Genomic DNA, 21,443 nt, shown 5'->3' on the forward strand with positions numbered 1-21,443 from the left:
TTAAAGCAATTGGTGAATATTGTGTTTTTGAGTCTTAAAGTCTTGCCAAAGGATTTAATAAATTATCATGAATAGCTGCGGCTCAATTTATTATAAATAAGGCTAATCAAAAAGCACAGGCCCCCACCAGCTATCAGTGCGATAACTCTGGTAATGGAATTTTCCTCAATTAAATCTACAAATATGAATTTTGCCACCATTACAATGGTTAATACCAGTCCATATTGCCTTATGCTCTTATTCCCAAGCTTGAATCCTACCAATATGCTTACTATAGCTACTATCAAGCCCGCTAAGCTGTATGCTGCTGATATCCCATTTAAATCTGAAAACGACCAAAGTATTGTCCATGTCAGTATTAAATATTTTATAATAATCCATATCCCCATTAATGTCTTATTCCGAAGGTTTCCTGAGAGAATTGTCCTGCTTTGTATTAATGTAATGGCAGTCGCGGCCAGTACAAATATAAGCTGCAAAACAACGCTATCGGCAAATGCGATTCCCTGCAAGCCGTAAAAATATAATGCCGTTGAAAACAAATAGACTAAAGTCTGCATATTTTTATCATCTTCTATTGTGTCGTTTGCACCGAAGAATTTAAATTGTTCACTTTTCCAGTTCTTGAAATAACCAATCTTTAATAAGGCTATGACAGCAGCAACAGAAATTAAATATCCGGCGGCGTTATCGGTATATTTGCTCAGGTACGGCACATTGATAAAGTTTACAATATTAGAAGGTATTCCAAAGCTGTTCATAAGGATTACTGCAATTCCAATTATCTTTAAGACAGTGATATGAGAATATTTTCTTAAGCTTACGCATTCCCGCAGCACATACACCATCAGTCCCAGTTGAATAATTCCGTAAACCGAGCATATCAAATTGCCGGAATGACTGAAAATCAAAAAAAGCGAATCCAATAAAATTATAAGTGCCGTTAATAATAACTGTCTTTCCAGTTTGAACACTTTCCCGCTTACAGCCAGCAACAGTGCTGCAATAATGATGCCGGTGGGCACTTTGAACAATTCTATATTTATTAACATTGCGGTAATAGCCAATATGACTGCATAATATCTCGTCAACCATTTTTCTATTGTCTTGTAAAATACATTATTCAATACAAACTGAATCAAATTAATTATAAAAAACAGAATATAGCAAACCGCAGCGCTGGTATGGAGATAGTTATCATTTAAGTTGGCTATAAATAGAATGGTTAATATTGTCGTAACGGCGCTGATCCCAATATATGCCGGAAACGCATCTTTCTTGCCGATGATGTTATAAAACATATTCATAAGCACATACAGTATAATAATTACGACACTCTGCCCGAAGCAGCTTTCCAAGAGCTGCCTCGCTCCGAATAATCCGTCAAAATAGCACCGTATTAATATCGAGGCATAATTTAATATCGACAGAAGTATACTGACTATTAATTCCGTCCTATTACTGTTAAACGTCTTGTATATCATTACCGACGAAATGCCGGTTGCAAATATTATCATTACCAGCAGCTCCATATCCCCCTGCATAAGACCTAAACCCAGCAGCAGCGCGATATAGCTGCCTATATACGCTATAACAGTCGTAAAGAACATATTGGTATACCGAGAAGACAGTATAAAAAATACTGCCCATATTCCAGCCAGAAGTATCGAGACATTATTCCCAATTAAATGGAATGCCAGATTGGCGGATAATATGGCAATAAAAACCAAGCCTGCTCCCGTTCCAAGTATAATTGACGTTATAGCATTCTTTTTTGTTCTTATAAGCCAAAACCCCACAGCAGTAAGTATAATTCCTGCCAACGATATTATTAACAGCTTTATTAACGGTGTTATTGTATTCCATATCAAGCCTATAAAGGAGATTGCACCTATGAAGATAAGCAATGCTGCCAGCGCACCTATCAGATATTTCCCCACTAGTGCTTCCTTGTCCTTGCCCCTGCTGTCCTGCCCTTCTGCTCCCCTCTCTTTCTCCCTCTGAGGATTTGGCGGAAAGCCAGCAGGCTTGGTGTTCATTGCCCGGCTCTCCGCTAATACATTCCTTCCCGTCTCCGGCCTTCTTGTCTCCTGCCTTACCGTTTTGGGTTTTTCAGCTGCAGCCCTTCTTGTAATGTTTTCCAAATACGCCACTCGTTGCTCAAGCTCGGTTATTCTCTCTTCAGGTGATTTCATTCCACACCGCCTTTTTATATTATATATGTAGCGATAAAGATTTTACATGGAGGATATAACTTGATGGAAGAAATTTTTTTGACCCGTAAGGAATACATCTAAGAAAAACGCCTGATGACAGACCCGTGAGACATTTCCCCTCAAGGCGTCTTTTCGTTGCTATTAAAAATTTCTGTAAGCAATTATATCCTCTATGTTTGTAAAATCTTTATCGCATCCTATATAGTTGTAATAACACAGTTCAAACCTCTCACTAACATATTTTAACATTACAAACTTGCAATTACAATATTATAATTGATTTGGGTGCATAAATTATATCTGACACAGCATTTCGGAAAATCGCCATAGAGATTACAATTGAAGCACCTTTTTCACATAACAGCATAATTATCCAAAAAAAATGGTTAAAAAGAGCCAATATATTATGGCGTTTTATCCCAAATCCAGATTTTTAATAAGCTCCCTATCTATCTTCCCCTCACTTCGAGGGGAAGGAAAAGAAGGTCCATGTAGGACTTGTAGGATGTCTCCTCATTTCTTTCGCTAGCTGCTTTACATGCGCCTGCGTTGTTCTTCTCATTTTCTTCTCCAGCGCCCTTCTTTTTCTTCCTCTCGATGTGAGGGGAAGATAGAAGGGGAGTTAAAATTTGCATTTTCATTCATATTACCACAAAATATATTCGTTGGTAACATTTTCGTCACTTAAATTAAATACACCCATTGATTTTATATCGCTATAAATATACGGAAACAGTGTGATTCATGGCAAAAGAGCCAAGCAGAAGATTTTCATTTTGATATCGGTTTTTATATAAGCTTTTTTAAATCAATATTTTTTTTCAATTTGCCTACCGCGGTAAAGCTTACGTTTGAAATGTCGAAAATTCTTTCAACCACTTCCCACATGTCCTCCATACTGACCCTGTCGATTTTTGCAAGAACCTCCTCTGGAGAATTGATGCTTCCCAGCATGAGCTCCGCCTTTCCTATGCTGTTCATCCTGCTGCTGGTACTCTCCAGCCCCAATATGTAATTTCCCTTTAGCTGCTCCTTTGATTTTATAAGCTCCTCTTCACTTATACCCGCTTTCTTCAGTCTGCTTATTTCCTCTGAAATCAGAGGAATTACCTTGCTTATATGCTTGGGATTCATTCCTGCATATATTGTGAAAAGCCCTGCCTTCTGATAAGACGAGGGATAGGAATATATGGAATATACAAGCCCCTTTTCCTCCCTTATTCTCTGAAACAGCCTTGAGCTCATTCCGCCTCCCAAGATATTGTTTATTGCCAAAAGCGTGTAAAGGCTGTCATTGCCATGTTCAATCCCTTCAAATCCCATGCAGATATGAATTTGCTCAGTTTTCTTTTCTCTCGATTTCACGCTGTTAATAAACTGAACCTTTTCGTAGCCCGCTCTTTTGGACACATCCGATTTCCAGCCCCCAAAGTACCTGTTTATGGTGTCCGGCAGCTTGTCGTCATCAAAATTCCCGGCTACCGAAATAACCACATTGGAAGGCGTGTAATTTAAAAGCATATATTTTCTTATGCTGTCCTCATTTATACCGTTAAGGCATTGCTCTACACCAAGAATAGGATATCCCAGAGGATTGCCCTCCCATACCGACTCAGACAATATGTCGTGCACCAGTTCCTCCGGGGAGTCCTCATACATGCCTATTTCTTCAAGTATAACCTTTCTTTCAACATCTATGTCCCTCTTATCGAACTTAGAGTTGAAAAACATATCTGACAAAACGTCCAGAGCAAACTCAAAATGAGTATCCAGAGTCTTGGTATAATAGCACGTGCATTCCTTTCCTGTAAAGGCGTTTAACTGCCCTCCTATATTGTCTATGCTCTCGGCAATGTCCTTCGCACTTCTCCTCTGGGTACCCTTAAAAAGCATATGCTCAATAAAATGCGAAATACCGTTGTTTTCTCTGCTTTCATTTCTTGACCCCGTACCCACCCATATTCCCACAGATACAGAGCGGACATGGTCTATTTTTTCACATACTACCCTAACACCGTTTTCTAATGTCAGCTTTCTAAACATAATTCCTCCACATGCACCAATACAAATGGGGACATTCCCTGTAACACTGCTTCAAGGAATGCCCCGTATCAGTAGCTTACTTTTGTTATTATTGATTATTGTCTTCCTGCCTAGCCGCCTCCTGCTCCACCATTGCATCGCGCCTTGAAAGGTTTATCCTTCCCTGCCTGTCTATCTCCATTACCTTTACAAGTATTTCATCTCCAACCGCTACTACATCCTCAACCTTTTCTACTCTCTTTTTATCGAGCTTGGAAATATGGACAAGGCCCTCCTTACCCGGAAGGAACTCTACAAAGGCTCCAAAATTCATTAACCTTACCACCTTGCCCATAAATATTTCTCCGGGCTGGATCTCCTTTGCTATGCCTTCTATTATCTTGATAGCCTTATTTCCTGCGGCAGCATCGGAGGTGGATACGAATACCTTTCCATCATCCTCAATGTCGATCTTTACACCTGTCTCCGCAATAATTCTGTTTATCATCTTTCCGCCAGGCCCAATGACATCCCTTATTTTATCGGGGTCTATCGAGGTAGTAAGTATTTTGGGAGCATATGGAGACATTTCACTTCTAGGAGAAGCAATGGCCTTCAATATAACCTCGTCTATTATTTTCTCCCTGCCACTTTTAGTCAGGTCAAAAGCCTGTTTTATAATTTCCTCACTCAGGCCGTCTACCTTTATATCCATCTGAATGGCGGTAATACCTGCCTTTGTTCCGGCAACCTTAAAGTCCATGTCCCCGAAAAAGTCTTCTATCCCCTGAATATCCATAAAGGTTTTAAACCTGTCAGGATTGTTTTCATCAATAACAAGTCCTGCTGAAATACCAGCCACAGGGTTCTTTATAGGCACTCCGGCATCCATAAGCGCAAGAGTGCTTCCGCACACGCTTCCCTGAGATGTGGAGCCGTTTGACATGAGGACTTCCGATACAAGCCTTATTGCATAAGGAAACTCCTGCTCATCGGGCAAAACAGGCACCAAAGCCCTCTCTGCCAGTGCGCCGTGCCCAATCTCTCTTCTGCCGGGGCCTCTGGAGGTCTTCGCCTCACCCACGCTGTAGGCCGGAAAATTGTAGTGGTGCATATATCTTTTTGTTTCCTCTTCATCCAGACCGTCAAGCATCTGCACATCTCCCAGAGCGCCTAAGGTAACAATTGTAAGCACCTGTGTCTGTCCCCTTGCAAAAAGCCCCGAGCCATGAGTCCTTGGCAGTATTCCAACCTCAGCGGACAGCGGCCTTATCTCACCAAGCGCTCTTCCGTCCACCCTTTTTCCTTCTTCTAAAATATACTCTCTTACGACCTTCTTCTCAAGCTTATAAACCGCATCGGCCAATGCTGAGCCCATGTCGGGGTATGTTTCTGCGAAATTGCTCTTTACTTCCTCGGTAAGCTTGGAAACCTTATCGTCGCGATCCTGCTTGTCAACGGCAAGAACGGCTTCTCTCATTCCTTCATACGCAAAATCCTTAACCGCTTTAAATATATCCTCAGGAACTTCACATGAATTATATTCAAATTTAGGCTTTCCAACCTCTTTTACTATTCCATCTATAAACTCAACAATTTTTTTGATTTCCCCATGCCCTTTTTTAATAGCGTCAAACATAACACTGTCGGGAACCTCGTCCGCTCCCGCCTCTATCATGGTTATTTTTTCCTTTGTGGCGGCAAGCGTCACATACATCCGGCTCTTTTCCCTTTGAGCCGAATTGGGGTTTATAACCACCTCTCCGTCAACCAGCCCTAAAATTACTCCTCCAATAGGCCCGTTAAAGGGTATATCTGATATTGACAGTGCCACCGACGCGCCAATCATTGCGGCAACCTCGGGAGAATTGTCCTGCTCAACTGATAAAACGGTGTTTATAACAGTTACGTCATTCCTCAAATCCTTTGGAAACAACGGCCTTATAGGCCTGTCTATATTCCTTGAGGTAAGCACTGCTTTTTCCGAGGGTTTTCCCTCTCTTTTAATAAATCCTCCGGGGATCTTTCCCACGGAATATAATCTTTCCTCATAGTCCACACTTAACGGGAAGAAATCTATCCCATCTCTGGGAGAGGATGACGCTGTTGCGGTGGAAAGCACCACGGTATCGCCATATCTCACCAGCACAGAGCCGTTGGCGAGCTGCGCCAGCTTTCCGGTTTCAATAGTTAAAGTTCTCCCTGCCAGATTCATACTGAAATTTTTACTCATATTTTCATGCCTCCTTCTGTATTTAAACCACAGACTGTAGCATGTAGATTCTGCGGCAAAAATCGTATATTGCCCGAAAGCTTAATTCACATGCCTTTGCCGTACAATCTACCTTCTACTGACTGCAGCTTTTTTATATATAATAAATAGTATTACTCAAATCATATGTAGATTATTAAACCAAAAAATTCATCATTCCTTGGCTGCTATAAAACAAGCCTGTCTATATTATAGACATAAAATAAAGAGCGGAATCCCTCCGCTCATTATTATTTTCTTAAATTCAATTTACCGATAATTGAGCGGTATCTCTCAATATCGTTATCCTGAAGATAATTCAGCAATCCTCTTCTCTGTCCAACCATTTTAAGCAGCCCTCTTCTTGAATGGTGATCCTTTTTATGCTCCTTCAAATGATCATTCAAATGGTTAATTCTTTCTGTAAGAATTGCAACCTGAACCTCGGGAGAACCTGTATCGCTCTCGTGAAGCTTATACTTCGCTATTATTTCCTGCTTTAATTCCTTTACCATAAAAATCCTCCTTTTTTTAATCGCCGTAAGCCCGGTAATCGGCCGGAGTTTTCCAATAACCCAGCAAACGGTTATAACTCGCACTAAAATATTTTAGCATATCCAATTGGAATTGTAAATAAAAAATTCGTTTATAACAGCTTGGGATTAACAGAACAATTTTATGTTAAATAGAATATTATGTTAATAAAGTATTTATGCGGAGGAATATATTTATGAACAATAAGCCTAATGTAACCGCCGTGCAAGGAATTATGAATACCGAACCCTGTATTTATATTCCATTTATGCCCGCAATGCCGCAATTGGCTCATGCATATGTCCCCTTTCAAACTATAAGCTGCTTATATACACCTATGGAGGGTCTGAAAAGGGGAACAATTTTCCCCGAGCTTGATATGCCGTACGGCGCTAATCCCGAGTATACAGTGGATGCTTGATAAAAGCTGAAAGCAAGGAGGAATTTATATGGACAACCGTGAAAAAATGTTAAAGGAAGTAATGGCGGCTGACTTTACGGTAATTGATTTAAACCTGTATCTTAACACCCACCCCTGTGAGCACAAAACCATAATGTTTTATAATGCCGCAGTTCAGAGAGCAAAATTTTTAAGAGACAGCTTTGAAAGAATGTATGGCCCCCTTACGCCTTTTACCTGTATGAGATGTCCGTGGCCATGGATAGAAAGCCCCTGGCCGTGGGAAAAGCAATAAGCTTATATTTCTTAAAATTCTATATTAAGGAGGCTTTATAATGTGGGTTTATGAAAAAAAGCTGGAATACCCAATCAAAATAAAATGTCCCAATCCTAGAATGGCAAAGTATATTATTACGCAGTACGGCGGGCCGGACGGAGAGCTGGCGGCATCGATCCGCTATCTCAGCCAGAGATTCAGTATGCCTACAAACGAGGCAAAGGGTATATTGGCTAAATGGATACGGGTTTTATCCTATCCATGCTTAGTTAGATATCGTTAAGCCCTCTAAATCTATTACAACCTTACTCCTCATCAGAAAGTCCAACCCTATTAAGCCATTAACCCGTTCATAAGGATCTATTTCTCCAAAATCAACCTTAATATGCTCAAGGCATACTCCTTCCAAACAAACCCTATCCAATTTTTTTCTTACAGCACTAAAGACTATCCCTCCATACCCTGAAGACTTAACCAATTCATCAGTGTCCAAAAAACCAACATCCAGATCAAGAAGATAATCACTTAGAATTATAGTGTGAGATGCCCCAGTATCAACAATAACATCATTTACTATGACCTCTTTACCGTTATGTATCAGTCTTACGGAAGTATACAGCAGACCGTTTTTAAATTGCAGATTTTGCATCCTACAAACTCCTTCTTATACCTACATGTTTTACCAACTCTATAACTAAATCCGGATTATTTGTACTGTAAACAAACTGGCCCTCCCCACAGCTTATAAACTCCTTTATAGCTTCCCTGTCATCAGATACGGCTTTAATCAAAGCAACCTCATCAACATATTCCTTATCTTCAATAACATGTGATTCCACTATTTCAAATTTAACAAACTGATTAGGGTAAAGCTCCCTTACCTCATCCCATCTCATAATCAACAACTCCCCATTTCAAGCTTATATAATTTCATGACATCCTCTATCATCTCTCACGCAATTCCTTTTAGAGCCAAATTCATAACTTCTTACTTAAATCACACCTGCGGCTCCTTTAAATATATTGTAACATAAAAACAGTATATCTACAATTTCCTGTTAAGCCTAATCCACAGCGAGTCTACCATACAGCTAATAGACAGAAAAGACATTTAGATGTCTGTTCAATCTGAAAGTCGCCATATCCTGTTACCACACCATCCGGAATGCCTGTCTCACCCGCTCCCCCGCCTGAACATGAGTTTCTATGCTTGAAAACGCTTTTATGGCACATATCATGATTTATGCACACCCATTCAGACGATACATTCCTTGTGCAGCACTTTTTATTCATCCTGCATCACCTGATGTCCATATAGTAATGCTCTGTGGCAGTATCAAGTACAACCTGAGTAATTCCGTTTTGCGGGTCGGCTCCAAGGTTCTGCCGGACAATCTCCGTATTGTCTGCATTCAGAAGCTCCACAGTCTGACCTTCAAAACGGAGATTGCTTCCGAGAACCGTCACTATGTCGTATCCCCGCAAATTCACATTTTTTGAACCTGAGCTTGGATAATCAACGCTTGCCTCTTTATACATGCCCGCAGCAACAGTGACACTTTCTCTGGCAGGTATTGTGACAGGGAAGGAAAGATACATCACCCGATCTTGCTGATATACATCCATTAAAAGCTCAATAAGATTACCACATTCATACCTGCTCGTTCCCCTTGGTGAAAGTGGCTGGCTCTCATACAGGAGCTGAGTAGCACACCCCCCAAGCATTTCCTGCGAAACGTATTCTAGGATCCTGCTGTCTTCATTATTCTCTGTAAGAAATACAGCCGCTAGCCGATCTATTAAATTGGAAAGCTCTTCACCGTACCGGGTAATGGAAGCGAAAACACCTTCCAGTTCCTTTCCCGCATCACAGTCGCTGTCCTCATAACGCTGAAGCGTATATTCGCCAATATCCTCCCCTATAACGATCAGCATTTTGGTTCTCGAGTACCTCCTAGTATCGTCTGGAACAAAATAGCTGTAATGAAGGTAGCCGTTCTCATCGCATGTAAATCCTCCAAAGCCATATTCCAGGATTGTCGTTTTCTTAGGGTCAATGTGAAAGCTGATGGCTTGCGTTGCCGCACCATATCCGTCTAAAGGCTCTTTGTAGTCCGAAAACTCATATACAGTTACCTGCTGGTCCAACGCAGAATGCGGTGACAGCGCCTGCTTTTGATAAGCCCCATTTTTCAAAAGGGCCTTGTAGCCTTTCCAGCTTTTCAAATAATCAAGATTGGCACTTCTGCGCTTATAACTCGGCCTTAAATCTTCAAATGTGCCGGAATAAGCACCTGCATGCAAGGTTGCCTGCACCGGCTGTTGATCAACTGAAATCTTCGGCAGCATGTTAGATAGATACCGAAAGTTGCCGGTAAAAGGATAGACCGCAGTCACAGCCAGTTCCTGCTTTGTAGGATTAGTGATGACATAGACATCCTGCACCCGTACCTCTTTTATGGGCAGACCTTCTTTGCTGCGGCGGGCGAAGTCAAAAGAAATGGAGCGGCTCGCAGCAATTAGATCCTGCCGTTTTTCCAGCGTCAAGGGAAAAATCGGACCAGCGTAGGACATAAAGGGCGTTCCATTCATAGACCCGTCATTCCATCCACCTAAACCTAAATCCCACACAATCCACATTCCGCTCAGGACTACCATAGGAACGAGGCTTACCGCAACAGAAGTCCAAAGCTGCCAGCACCGACGGGCAGCTTTGGGCTTCCGTTTTTCGACCTGCTCCACCAAATCATCCCGAATATCGGTGCTTCCGTCAAACAACCCTTGCTGCTGTTCTCTGCTCATGCCAATGCCCCCTTTTTGATTAAATAAGCTTGCCTGCTGTTTTTGCACACAAACTTCCTGAGCGTGGCCCAACATATATAATAGCCTTCCCTTTATATTATAACCGATAAAACAAATCTGCTGCTAGCTTTTTTACATTTTTAGATTGTTATCCCAGAAACAAAATCCAGTACACCCATTATAGTTTTTCCCAGGCAAAATCATCCGGCTTTAGTGTGAGGAATACCCACCTTCCGCCAGTTCATCCACCGCCTCCCTGTAAAGCACATCGTCAAAGGTTTTGTCCAGTATATTCCACACAATATAAATATCCTTTACCTGCCTTCCCTGTTCATCTATATATGTAAAGGCCTCGATCCTGCTTATGATTTTTTTCAGTAGCACATTGTCTGGATTCTCCAAATTAGCCTCCAAAAGTGTTTTAACATAGCTGGTATATTTTTTTCTCGCCCGCTCCCTCTCCTCATTAATTCCTTTCAGCCTTTTAAGCTTTGATTCAAGGCCTCTTCTGGCTTCCTGCAGCTCATCATTCTGAGCCTTGTACTGTTCCTCGTCAATAATGTTCTTTGAAAAAAGCCTCAGGTTGGCGGAAGACTGGCTTTTCAACTCACTCAATTCAGCTTCCATGATACAGATTTTATCGCTGACCTCCTCGCTGCTCAAAAATATCCTGATATACTGACTGAAAATGCTGTCCAGCTCGTCCCTGTTATTTTTAATTGCAAGAATTTCAGCCCTTACCCTGTCCGCCAGCTTCTCTTCACGCCATGAGTTTCTATGCTTACAAACGCTGTTATGGTACATATCATGATTTACGCACACCCATTCGGCGCTTACATTCCTTGTGCCGTCCTTCCTCCTCCACCCGAACATGTTTTTCCTTCTCATGGCCCTTCCGCAATGCTGGCAATACAAAAGGTTGCTGAATATATGCTTCACGCTCGGCCTGCTGCCTTTGTCATCCCACTCCCTTCTTTTGGCGTTTTCCTCCTGCGCTGCATAAAAGGTTTCATCGGACACAGCTCTTAATTCTTCATTGCATGTTGTAATCCATTCGGCTTCATCCACCGGCTTCTGGCTCTTATATGTGTACTCCATTCCCCCGTCGCTATGTATGAGCTTATCAATGTTAATGTCTGTATTTTGTATAGTGTGTGTTACCTGTAATCCAATATAGATTTTATTTAAAATGATGTTATAAATCTGTGCTTGTGACCACTTACATCCCTTTTGAGTTGGTATTCCCCTGTCATTTAAATATCTCGATATTTTGGTGCTTCCCCAGCCATCCAGATACAGCCTGAATATGCACCTTACCGTCTCAAGCTGCTCGTCTACAGGCCTTAAAACACCATTTGCCTTTCTATAGCCATACGGCTGGGCACTTGTCCACTTTCCAGCCTGCTGTGCCTTCCGCAGTCCGAACTGCACCGCTGCGCTTTTGGCTCTTGACTCCTCCTGAGCGGTGGACAGCAGGATATTTATAGTCATTTCATGCTCAAAATTATTTATGTTTCCGTCCTCGAATATGACCTTAATGTCCATAACCTTAAGCTTTTTCAGTACTCCTGCGCCATCGGCAACATTTCTGGCCCACCTCTGAATATTTTTTACATAGATAACGTCAAACTCTCTTTTATAAGCGCACTCCAGCATGTATTTAAAAGCTTCCCTGTTTTTTAGCTTTGTTCCGCTTATTCCTTCATCAGCAAAGATTGAAGGCACATATCTTATAATCTCTTCTTTCCCCTCCCGGCTGTAATACATGCCGCATTGGGCACCCTGACAGCCTTCTTTTTTGAACAATTCCAAATAGTGCTTTATTTGATTGTCAAGTGAGTTTAATTGATCCTCAGTGTCCTTAGAAACCCTGCAATACGCAACACATTTCATATTAACATTCCCTTAACGATTTTATTGCTTTAATCCATTTACCGTACAATTCCTCCGGAATACTTCTTATACCATTTTCATAAATAATTATGTCATTATCCGGCAGTCCCAGCCGGGCCCCCAGTCTATCCCTTGAAATGCTTTTCCTTGTCCTTAGAAGATAAAGCTGACGTCCATCCAGCATTGACCATACCCCATAAAAAGACATTCTTGCTGCCATTATATTCAGGAGGCACGCTTTTTGCGTCATCACCCCATTCGCTCGGGTCTGCCTCCATTTTCAACCTCCTTTGTTTTTAGAGATAAAAAAAGGACACCTGAATGTGTCCGTCATATTTTATGAGCTTCCTTTATCGCTTTATGTTTTTCCAGCTTAATTAAGGCATTACTAAGGTGCTTCAAGGGCACTCTTAATACCCCCGCAAGGCCCTTATTGGGACTAAAAAAAACAGACGAAATAAATTCGTCCGTCATTGAATATTTCTAAACAGAGCACAAAATATTCCGCATTAACTATTTTGTGCGCTTATATTACTTTGTTTTTATCGCAATAATATGTTATTCGTATGAAATTTCATTATTGCCATTAAAATAAAATTAAAGCTTTACTTCAAATACATAGAATCCGCTTCCAATATCTATTTTGTCCATTCCCGGTAAAATGACCTCTGCTGTTGTGTTTACAGGAATTTCAACTTTTACTTCTGCTTTCCCATTTTCCAGTTTCCAATCTACAGATGCTATTCCATATGGCGTATGTTCACTGACTCTTGCAAATAAAAGGCCACAATCAAGTGCCGGTGCTACACAAATTTTCTTGTAGCCAGGTTCAGCCGCCTTAAGTCCTCCCATTTCACGATACATCCATTCTCCCACACACCCAAACGCATAATGATTATAGCTATACGTGCTAACTGTTCCATCCTCTTCAATCGCTCCCCAACTTTCCCAAATGGTTGTTGCTCCGTGCTCAACTTCGTATAGCCAGCTTGGGCACTGATTTTGGAAGATTAACTTGTAAGCCTCATTTCTGTATCCATTTTCGCAGAGGACATCCAGTATAAACAATACACTTAAAAATCCAGTATCCAGACAGCCTCTGTTTTTCTCTATCATTTTGCAAAGATGTGCTGCCATTTTAGGACGAACCTCGTCACTCACCAGCCCATTCTTAAGTGCAATTACATAAATCCCTTGAAGATCTGCATCCATTGTGCCATCATCGTGAACATATTCTTTTATAAACGCTTCTCTTATTTTATTATACAAATCCCTGTAGTTTTCCGCGTCTTTTGTTTTACCCAATGCTTCTGCAACCTCAACCATGCTTTTCGCACTAAAAGCATAATACGCAGGTGCCACAAATGCCATTGTTGCATAAGCTGTCTTCATCATTGCCATCCCATCTGGATTTCCTAAAACCATACTTGGCACCAACCAATCGCCAAAGTGAAAATCCGTATTCCACAGGTAATGGCTCCGTGCTTTTCTCTCATCGTCCCATTCTTCGTAGCCTTCAGGGTGATTATTCTGCACGCGATCTGCTATATAATTCATCCACCTTGTCATGGCTGTGTAATTCTCTTCTAAGATACGCTTATCTCCATATGCCTTATACACTGCAACTGGAACTTGTATTACCGCATCTCCCCATCCACAGCTAGTATCTGAACCTATAAAATTTTTCGCCATAGCTTTATAAGCTTCCAGATAGGGAACAATCATCGGAATAGCACCATTCTCAAGCTGCTCAGTCCGAACATTAGCCATCCAGCGAGACAAAAAAGTATTTGCTCCACGGTTAAAGCATAGCGTAGGTGAAAAAGCCATGATATCACCCGTCCATCCGGCCCTTTCTCTCTGTGGACAGTCTGTAGGTATTGATAATGTATTTGATACCTGACTCCACCAGATATTACTCTGAAGCTGATTAATTTTAAGGTTTGATGTGGTAAATTCGCTAATATCTCTCATTTCGCTGGAAAGAGCATAAACTTTAAAATCTTTTACAGATATAGCTCCAGGCCAGCCTGAAATCCTAATGTATCGAAATCCATGATATGAAAATACCGGCCTATAGGTTTGCTTTCCTTCTTTTGTTATATAAATTTCTGTTTGCTCTTTATTTACACCGATGATGTTATTGTAATAATTTCCTTTATCATCTAAAACCTCTGAATGCTCAAGCTTTATTTGTATCCCTTCTGGCGCATCAATAGTAAATTCAAGCTGTCCTGCCAAAACCTGCCCGACATCAAGAACTGTCTCTCCTATCGGAGTTTCAATAATCTCTTTTGGTTCAAAAATTCTTATCGGCCTCACTGGTTCTCCATATTGACCCACAAGATTATTCATAGGATACTCTACTTTATGGAGCGGTTTCCACTTGCTGTCATCAAACTCAGGGCAGCTCCAATTCTGCATTTCCTTCCTTGCATCATATTTCTCACCTACAAAAATATCTGAAAAAACAATTGGCCCAGTAGACGATTTCCCTGCTTCCCCTGTAACAACTTCCGAAGTTCCATCTTCATATGTCAGTATAGCTTCAAATAACAATCCGATCGTTTCCCCGTATTGGCAGCTATCACCTGTCATTCCCACACGTCCAGTCCACCAACCGTCACCGAGTATTATGCCTGCAATATTTTCTTCTCCTTTTAAAAGTGATGTTATATTATAAGTCTGATATTGGAGAATACCGGCGTAAGATGTGTTTTCGGGCGCAAACTCCCGGTCATCAGGCCGCACACCATTCACTTCTAAACGATATACACCATGAGCCGTAACGTAAGCACGAGCCTTTTTAAGTCCTTTTTTAGCTTTCAATGGAATACGAATATACTGAGCTGGCTGAAATTCGGAAAAATCCCTTTCCTTTTTGCTATTCGAATTTTCTAAAACAGACTCCATAGTCAAATTCCCACCCAAGTTGCTAGCCTTTGTTGGAATTTGCACTGGTTCCGCCCAACTTGCTTTCCAAGCTGTTTCAAATCTGCCTGTTTCAAAACCGCCCTCTGTCACTGCCTGGTTTCCCTCATTATCCCACACCGTTACCTGCACCATATAACCGGTCATAGGCTCAAGCTTCAAATCTGCTATTGTTACTTCTATACTTTCGTCGCTGTCTATTTTTCCGGTGTCAGCTATGCGTTTCCCTTCCTCATTTATAACTATCAGGTTATAGGCCGTCTGTACTATATTTTTACCGTCGCTTGCCAGCTCCCAGCTAAACCGCGGTTTTGTACAATCCATTCCCATCGGATAATTCTGATTTTCTACCTTTAAGGACTTTACTTTCAGTATGCTCATAATCATTCTCCCTTCTTTTACTCATTTATAAAAACTTCAGCTTTTTGCTTGATATTATGAGAAGCAGTCATAAATGCCCGGTTTAAATATTAAATCTTTACAAGTTAGCTCCGAACAGCCTCTTCGTCCAATATTGCACCTTCTGACTTAGTGGTGCGAAATGCCGCCCATGCCGTTAATCCTCCTGCAAGACAAATCACAGCCATAATAATAAACAAAAGCGCAGGATTATAAACTATAATCAAAGGCACGACGAATGCAAATGCTGCCGCCGCAAAACGGCCTACCGCAATTACTGCCCCCTGCCCCGTCGCACGCAGCAATGTCGGAAAAGATTCCTGACTCCATACTTTCATCATCGCTTCTCCTGCAAAACTGTTAGCAAAAAACAAAATTGCCAAAGTAACTAAATAGTTGTTAAATGTAATCCCAAATACTACAGGAATAAGTATTGCAACTGAGGTCCCAATAACACCAAGGAAAAAATAGAAGTTACGGCGCTTGCCGCGAACTGTTTTCATAAACAGCATAGAACCGACCAGTGCAAACGGTAACGCTACAAGTGCAGCAGAAGACGCGGTTGAAACATCTACTTTTACTACATTTACAAGAATGTATGTCCCAAACTGACCAAATACATTATACGCAGTATTACAAAGGCCGTAGAAGATCATCAGCGCAAGCAAGGGGATTAAATATGGAGCGCGAAAAAGCAGGCTAAGCGATTCCTTTTTATTTTTGGTGTTTTCTCCCCCGCTCCCCTCTTTCCTCGCTGCATTTGCTGCTTTCCATGCGACAGATTCTGGGATCATTATGCGTCCTAATATAACAAGTACAGTAATAACCAAAATATGTGCCAGAATAATTTTAACTCCGGATAATCCATTATTTCCAACAATAACTGATAAAACTGACGGAACAATGGCTCCAAATAGCCATAGTATCTGGCTGAGACCAAGAAGCGTACCACGTTGCTTATCACCTGATGCCTCAGCAATTGTAGTTAATGATACAGGTAAAACGGCACCCGAGGATAAGCCTACTAAAGCCGTGAAAATTGCCATTAAAGCATATGTCGGAAGAACAAGCATTCCTGTAACGCTTACAACCACAGTAATCATCATACTGATGAAAACTGAACGCCGTCCGAAGCGGTCACCAAGATAACCGCCGCACAATGCACCTATAGCAATGCAGAATGTAAGCACTCCTGATAATGTTCCAAATTGAGCAGAATCCAACGAAAAGACGTTCTGATAAATAACAAGCACAATGCCCCAACTGACAATTATAGCTGCATCAATGTATGAAGCCATTCCACACACGATACCCGTCCAGAGAGCAGTTGACTTTTTAGGGGATTTATTCATTTTGACTCCTCCTAATTAAAATTTTGTTGATTTTTTAAGCATTATTTTGCTCACTTTTCAGTCTCACAATCAGCCTCTGATGCATAAGCACCGTTTCCACGCGGGTTTGCCCATATTTCTTCTCAAGCTCCTTTGTTTCAGGCATTTCAATGCCTTTTTAAATTAACATACCATTTAATATTTGTTATGTTATTTTAATTTTATTACAGTATTATTGAGAATAATATGTTTTAAATTGCTGTAATATGTCATTAAATTGACATAAAGAGATATAATATAATTTAAGTTGCTTTTTACTTTTTATTTTATTACGATATTTATTGCAGAGATAATTTTTGTACTGATTTTATATCCCACAAATTAATTGAAAGGACATTCTGCCAATGTTTGATAATATTCATTTTCAGGTAGTAAATATTAACACCCCAATTAATAACAGAAATTTCGAATACAAGTTTCCGTATTATTTTGGCGATTCATTTTATAATAAATCCCTCAATAACTTATCTTTCTTTATGAAAAGCTCTTTTTTAATTGAAGGTATTGCCAAAGTTTGCTTCCCGCATCATATTACAATATTTGCAAAAGAGAGCTTATTTTACATTCAAAACTTTTGTTTACTTAATGTTGGAAAAAATTATTTTACAAAACGCGAAAAATTGGATTCTTTTTTGATTTTATACACTTATGACGGACACGGATATTTAGAATATGGCGGAAAGTCTTTCTGCCTTTCTAAGGGAGATGGCTTTATTATAGACTGTCAACAGCCTCATTTTTACAGAACCGACGGAGATAATTGGGTACACGCTGATCTGCACTTTTCAGGAGCATTTTCACAAAAAATATTTGATGAAATCAGCGCAAATGGTAATGTTACATTTTCACAATCAAATATCAGCTTTTTTGCATCACAATTAGAAAACCTAATTAAATTATACGAAGATATTTCCCAGTTTCGAGAGTTTCAGATTTCTAACCAGCTAGAGAATTTATTAATGACACTGCTGCTCAATTCTTCATTTTCGGAAGAAACAGCTAATAGTGCTCCAGAAAATATCAAATACCTAGTAAAATATATTGAAAACAATTATACAAAGCCTTTAACTCTGGATTTTCTATCAAAATTTTCAAACATTAGCAAGTATCATCTGATACGTCTATTTAATAAATATTTAGGCTATCCTCCTCATGAATATATAATTCAGTTACAAATTCAAAACGCCAAAGTACTTCTGGAAACAACATCGCTTCCTGCAAACAAAATTGGTACTACTGTAGGTATACAAAATGAAAATTACTTCAACCGCTTGTTTAAATCCAGAGTTGGAATTCCACCCGGAAATTATCGTAACGAATATCTTAAAACAAAATAAACTCTTTACGATGCTATTATACGCAAAATGCCGCATAATGGGGTATAGCCTGTATCCCTTCGCTTTGCCCAAAGTTCTTTTCTGAAAACCTGATTGAATAGGTGGGCTGATACTTCTGAATGAACACACCAAGGCTTTTTGACTTGGTACCGGCAGACTTTTTGACTTCAATGCCAATAATATCCGCATCCTTTTGTATTACAAAATCGAGCTCTGCCGAATGCTCACTTGTCCAGTAGTAAGGCGTATACCCGTTGGACACAAGAGCCTGTGCGATATAATTCTGGGTTACGGCTCCCATGAAAATGTTGGATTCGCCAGTCAATATCGTTTGCTGTGCCAATCCGGATTTCATGACAAGCAAGCCGACATCACTCATATACAGCTTAAAAGAAGATAAATCGGCGTATACAGAAATAGGGTTGTTGGCATGTTCAATCCTTTGGCATTTCAAAACAACTCCGGCTTGTGCCAGCCAGTCGATTGAAACCCCAAAAAGAGCAGCACTGCCGCCTTTTTGGATAACCTTATACTGAAACTTGGTGTTTTCTTTGGCAAGCTGAGCAGGTATGGAATTAAAACAGGCACGTATTTTCACTGTTTGGGAATTATCGGCATACTTAGCCATGTCAGCGACATAGTTGCCGGTTATTTCATTCTGAACGTTGGGTACAAGTACCAATTTACCTGATTTAACAAAGGATGAAACACTGGCAGGCATACCGCCTACGATTAAGTAATAGTGATACAATTCCAATGCTTTATTGTGGAGAGCTTCCGGCATTGGCGCAATATCGGTAAAACAAATGCGAATTTCCTGAGCAAGCCGTTCCTCTCCTATTGCCCATAGAAATTCCTCAAAATCCAGCGGGTAGAGAGTCATGCTTTCCACTTTGCCCACAGGGAAGCTATATTTTCCCCTGTTAATGGCAACGCCCAGCAGACTTCCGGCCGCCGCTACATGATATTCCGGCGCTAACTCACAAAAGTATTTGAGAGCCGTCAACGCCCTTTCACAGCTTTGTATTTCATCAAATATAATTAACGTTTTATCAGGAATGATTTCTTCATTTACCGTCGTTTCAAGGAAACGTATCAACCTTTCGGGCGTAATGTCGTCATCAAAATATCTGGCAACCGAGAAGTTCGTTTCCAAATTGACATATACGGTATTGTCAAAATACTTCTCGCCAAACTCCGTGAGAATGTAGGTTTTTCCAACCTGTCTGGCCCCATAAAGCAACAGGGGCATTCTCTCTCTGCCTTTCCACTCTGCTAGTTGAGCTTCGATTTTTCTTCTCATAAATAATCACCCCATCGACTATATTGTATGTTGAATTGATTTATTCGTCAATAAAAATCATATATAAGTATATTTTTCGGGCAATATTAATATGAAAATGTTGTCACCGCTATCGACTACATTGAAAGCCATCTTACGGAAAAAATTAATTTAGATGAGGTAATAATCCTTTTAAAGCATAGCCTTCAGCCAAGCTTCTCATTTCACTCCGTCTAAATACATTTCGGGATTATCCAAATATTGTTGAATAGCATTATAGTACTTACCGATATGTAATCCGTCAACCAGTGAGTGATGTGCCTGTACCCCTAACGGCATCTTTTTGCTTTCCCCTTCATCAAAGTATTTTCCCCATGCAATCCTTGGAATAGAATCCACAGGGTTCATATTCACCGGGTGCAGGATGCTCATAAATGAGACCCACGGAATGCATGTAATATATAAGAGATCATCTCTGTCAGGCTCATCACCCCAATCAATATTTCCTTGCAATTCCTCTGCCTTGAGCACGGCATCTTTATAGAACTGCATAAAATTATTTTCAAATTCAACCGTGCAGAAATTAAAAGCATCCTCCTTGGTCAATAAAACATAGGACGGGTGTACCACTTCATATTCTACAACCTTTTCACCCTGAATGCGGAAGCGAAACTCCTTAATATCATTTGCAGTTTTTGCAGCAATATATAGCATTGCCTTAAAAAAAGATAAATTGCACCTTTTTGAATACTCATACAGCCTTGTAACATCAACATTTGCACACAAACTGCAATGAGGATAATCCATTTGTCTAAACAGGTTGTACGTATTTCTTCTTGGACTTTTCTCCATGTCTACATACTTCACCCTTCGTCCCTCCCAACAGTATAATAAAATCCGGCAAGTATTTTATAAGGGTTATTACTATACAAATTATACATACTTTTGAGTAATTTGTAAAATAAAGCGTTGAAAATCAGCAACTGTTCCTATATTAATTTGCACAACGAGGCAAAGGGCATATTGAATGACATAGGTACGGAAGAGCTGGCTCATCTTGAAATGGTTGGCTCTATGGTGCATCAGCTCACAAAGGGAGTTCCTGCACATGTGCTTGAAAAGGAAGGTCTTGGGGCATACTATTCTGACCATGACCACGCAGTATACCCGACAAGTGCGTCGGGAAACCCGTTTACCGCTGCCTACATCCAGTCTAAGGGCGATCCTATAGCAGACCTGCATGAAGACCTTGCCGCAGAGCAAAAAGCAAGAGCAACCTATGAAAACCTGCTGAATCTTGCCGATGACCCTGATGTAATAGACCCTTTGAGGTTTTTAAGAGAAAGGGAGGTTGTTCATTTTCAGCGGTTCGGCGAGGCACTTCGGATTGTTGAGGAAAGACTTGCGGCAAAAAAACACTATGTGCAAAAGCCGACTTTTTTGGAAAACAGTTCAAAATAGCTTTGTAGGAAAGTAAACATCCCCCCTCTGCCCAAACCTTAGTATACTCAGGTTTGGGCAGTCCTACGTATACACATCCATCATCTGAAGGATGCTGTCTTCCGTGGTTTCATAAAAATTTATTTGAAAATTTCAGCATATTAAGATATACTACCTGTCTTTAGGAGTAAAAAGAGAAAAATGGTGCTAAACCTCAAAATGCGTAGTTTAGCATCATTTTTATTTGTGAGTCATTAAGAAAGTAATT

19 protein-coding genes and 1 pseudogene are annotated in these 21,443 nt (G+C 40.5%); 5 read left to right on the plus strand and 15 right to left on the minus strand.

The genetic code is table 11. The annotated features are described in order from the left end of the window. Nucleotides 1-65: 65 nt before the first annotated feature. The 5 genes from DFR58_RS14155 to rpsO all read right to left on the minus strand — a co-directional run bounded on the left by DFR58_RS14155 (nt 66) and on the right by rpsO (nt 7,004). Nucleotides 66-2,195 (minus strand): DUF2157 domain-containing protein, encoded by a 2,130-nt coding sequence (locus tag DFR58_RS14155; protein WP_114298501.1) that lies wholly within the window; start codon nt 2,193-2,195, stop codon nt 66-68. A 470-nt stretch (nt 2,196-2,665) separates the two neighbouring features. Then, entirely contained in the window at nt 2,666-2,857 is a 192-nt protein-coding gene (locus tag DFR58_RS14160; RefSeq protein WP_114298502.1) for a hypothetical protein, read from the minus strand. 148 nt (nt 2,858-3,005) lie between these two features. Then, nucleotides 3,006-4,259, minus strand: coding sequence for a M16 family metallopeptidase (locus DFR58_RS14165; RefSeq protein ID WP_114298503.1), 1,254 nt, complete (start codon nt 4,257-4,259; stop codon nt 3,006-3,008). A gap of 88 nt (nt 4,260-4,347) precedes the next feature. Then, the gene (locus DFR58_RS14170; RefSeq protein ID WP_114298504.1) at nt 4,348-6,471 is read right to left on the minus strand and encodes a polyribonucleotide nucleotidyltransferase; all 2,124 of its coding nucleotides are present in this window, start codon (nt 6,469-6,471) and stop codon (nt 4,348-4,350) included. Between the two features lie 269 nt (nt 6,472-6,740). After that, on the minus strand, nt 6,741-7,004 hold the full coding sequence (rpsO, locus tag DFR58_RS14175) for a 30S ribosomal protein S15 (RefSeq protein ID WP_114298505.1): 264 nt from the start codon (nt 7,002-7,004) through the stop codon (nt 6,741-6,743). 215 nt (nt 7,005-7,219) lie between these two features. Here rpsO and DFR58_RS14180 point away from each other — a divergent pair, with 215 nt between their 5' ends. From DFR58_RS14180 to DFR58_RS14190, 3 genes and pseudogenes are all read left to right on the plus strand, one after another. After that, a complete protein-coding gene (locus DFR58_RS14180) occupies nt 7,220-7,444 on the plus strand; it encodes a spore coat associated protein CotJA (protein WP_114298506.1) in 225 nt (74 codons plus the stop codon). 28 nt (nt 7,445-7,472) lie between these two features. Further along, nucleotides 7,473-7,718, plus strand: coding sequence for a spore coat protein CotJB (locus DFR58_RS14185; RefSeq protein ID WP_114298507.1), 246 nt, complete (start codon nt 7,473-7,475; stop codon nt 7,716-7,718). 40 nt (nt 7,719-7,758) lie between these two features. Then, a pseudogene (locus DFR58_RS14190) lies at nt 7,759-7,932 on the plus strand (manganese catalase family protein); the annotation flags it as partial. A gap of 33 nt (nt 7,933-7,965) precedes the next feature. Here DFR58_RS14190 and DFR58_RS14195 read toward each other — a convergent pair. From DFR58_RS14195 to DFR58_RS14230, 8 genes are all read right to left on the minus strand, one after another. Then, entirely contained in the window at nt 7,966-8,349 is a 384-nt protein-coding gene (locus DFR58_RS14195) for a retropepsin-like aspartic protease (RefSeq protein WP_114298509.1), read from the minus strand. Between the two features lies 1 nt (nt 8,350). Continuing rightward, complete coding sequence (locus tag DFR58_RS14200) at nt 8,351-8,596, minus strand: hypothetical protein (RefSeq protein ID WP_114298510.1); 246 nt, start codon at nt 8,594-8,596, stop codon at nt 8,351-8,353. A 184-nt stretch (nt 8,597-8,780) separates the two neighbouring features. Next, on the minus strand, nt 8,781-8,993 hold the full coding sequence (locus tag DFR58_RS14205) for a hypothetical protein (protein ID WP_114298511.1): 213 nt from the start codon (nt 8,991-8,993) through the stop codon (nt 8,781-8,783). A 6-nt stretch (nt 8,994-8,999) separates the two neighbouring features. After that, nucleotides 9,000-10,502, minus strand: a complete 1,503-nt coding sequence (locus tag DFR58_RS14210; RefSeq protein WP_147273182.1) for a hypothetical protein — start codon at nt 10,500-10,502, stop codon at nt 9,000-9,002. 210 nt (nt 10,503-10,712) lie between these two features. Then, nucleotides 10,713-12,395 (minus strand): recombinase family protein, encoded by a 1,683-nt coding sequence (locus DFR58_RS14215; protein ID WP_114298513.1) that lies wholly within the window; start codon nt 12,393-12,395, stop codon nt 10,713-10,715. Between the two features lie 125 nt (nt 12,396-12,520). After that, nucleotides 12,521-12,673 carry a hypothetical protein gene (locus tag DFR58_RS21895; protein WP_170138160.1) on the minus strand — a complete coding sequence of 51 codons (153 nt, stop codon included), beginning with the start codon at nt 12,671-12,673 and terminating at the stop codon, nt 12,521-12,523. Between the two features lie 319 nt (nt 12,674-12,992). Beyond that, nucleotides 12,993-15,707 (minus strand): alpha-L-rhamnosidase, encoded by a 2,715-nt coding sequence (locus DFR58_RS14225; RefSeq protein ID WP_170138161.1) that lies wholly within the window; start codon nt 15,705-15,707, stop codon nt 12,993-12,995. Between the two features lie 104 nt (nt 15,708-15,811). Beyond that, nucleotides 15,812-17,077, minus strand: a complete 1,266-nt coding sequence (locus DFR58_RS14230) for an MFS transporter (protein WP_114298515.1) — start codon at nt 17,075-17,077, stop codon at nt 15,812-15,814. A 383-nt stretch (nt 17,078-17,460) separates the two neighbouring features. Between DFR58_RS14230 and DFR58_RS14235 the strand changes: the two genes are divergently transcribed. Beyond that, nucleotides 17,461-18,453 carry a helix-turn-helix domain-containing protein gene (locus tag DFR58_RS14235; protein ID WP_114298516.1) on the plus strand — a complete coding sequence of 331 codons (993 nt, stop codon included), beginning with the start codon at nt 17,461-17,463 and terminating at the stop codon, nt 18,451-18,453. A gap of 16 nt (nt 18,454-18,469) precedes the next feature. On the opposite strand, the gene DFR58_RS14240 is transcribed toward DFR58_RS14235, so the two are convergent. Continuing rightward, nucleotides 18,470-19,756 (minus strand): ATP-binding protein, encoded by a 1,287-nt coding sequence (locus DFR58_RS14240; protein ID WP_114298517.1) that lies wholly within the window; start codon nt 19,754-19,756, stop codon nt 18,470-18,472. 198 nt (nt 19,757-19,954) lie between these two features. Beyond that, a complete protein-coding gene (locus DFR58_RS14245) occupies nt 19,955-20,602 on the minus strand; it encodes a chloramphenicol acetyltransferase (RefSeq protein ID WP_114298518.1) in 648 nt (215 codons plus the stop codon). A 102-nt stretch (nt 20,603-20,704) separates the two neighbouring features. On the opposite strand from DFR58_RS14245, the gene DFR58_RS14250 reads away from it, so the two are divergent. Continuing rightward, on the plus strand, nt 20,705-21,196 hold the full coding sequence (locus tag DFR58_RS14250) for a manganese catalase family protein (RefSeq protein WP_114298519.1): 492 nt from the start codon (nt 20,705-20,707) through the stop codon (nt 21,194-21,196). Nucleotides 21,197-21,443: the final 247 nt, after the last annotated feature.

The organism is Anaerobacterium chartisolvens, from assembly GCF_003337415.1.
In the GTDB taxonomy this organism is placed as follows: domain Bacteria; phylum Bacillota; class Clostridia; order Acetivibrionales; family DSM-27016; genus Anaerobacterium; species Anaerobacterium chartisolvens.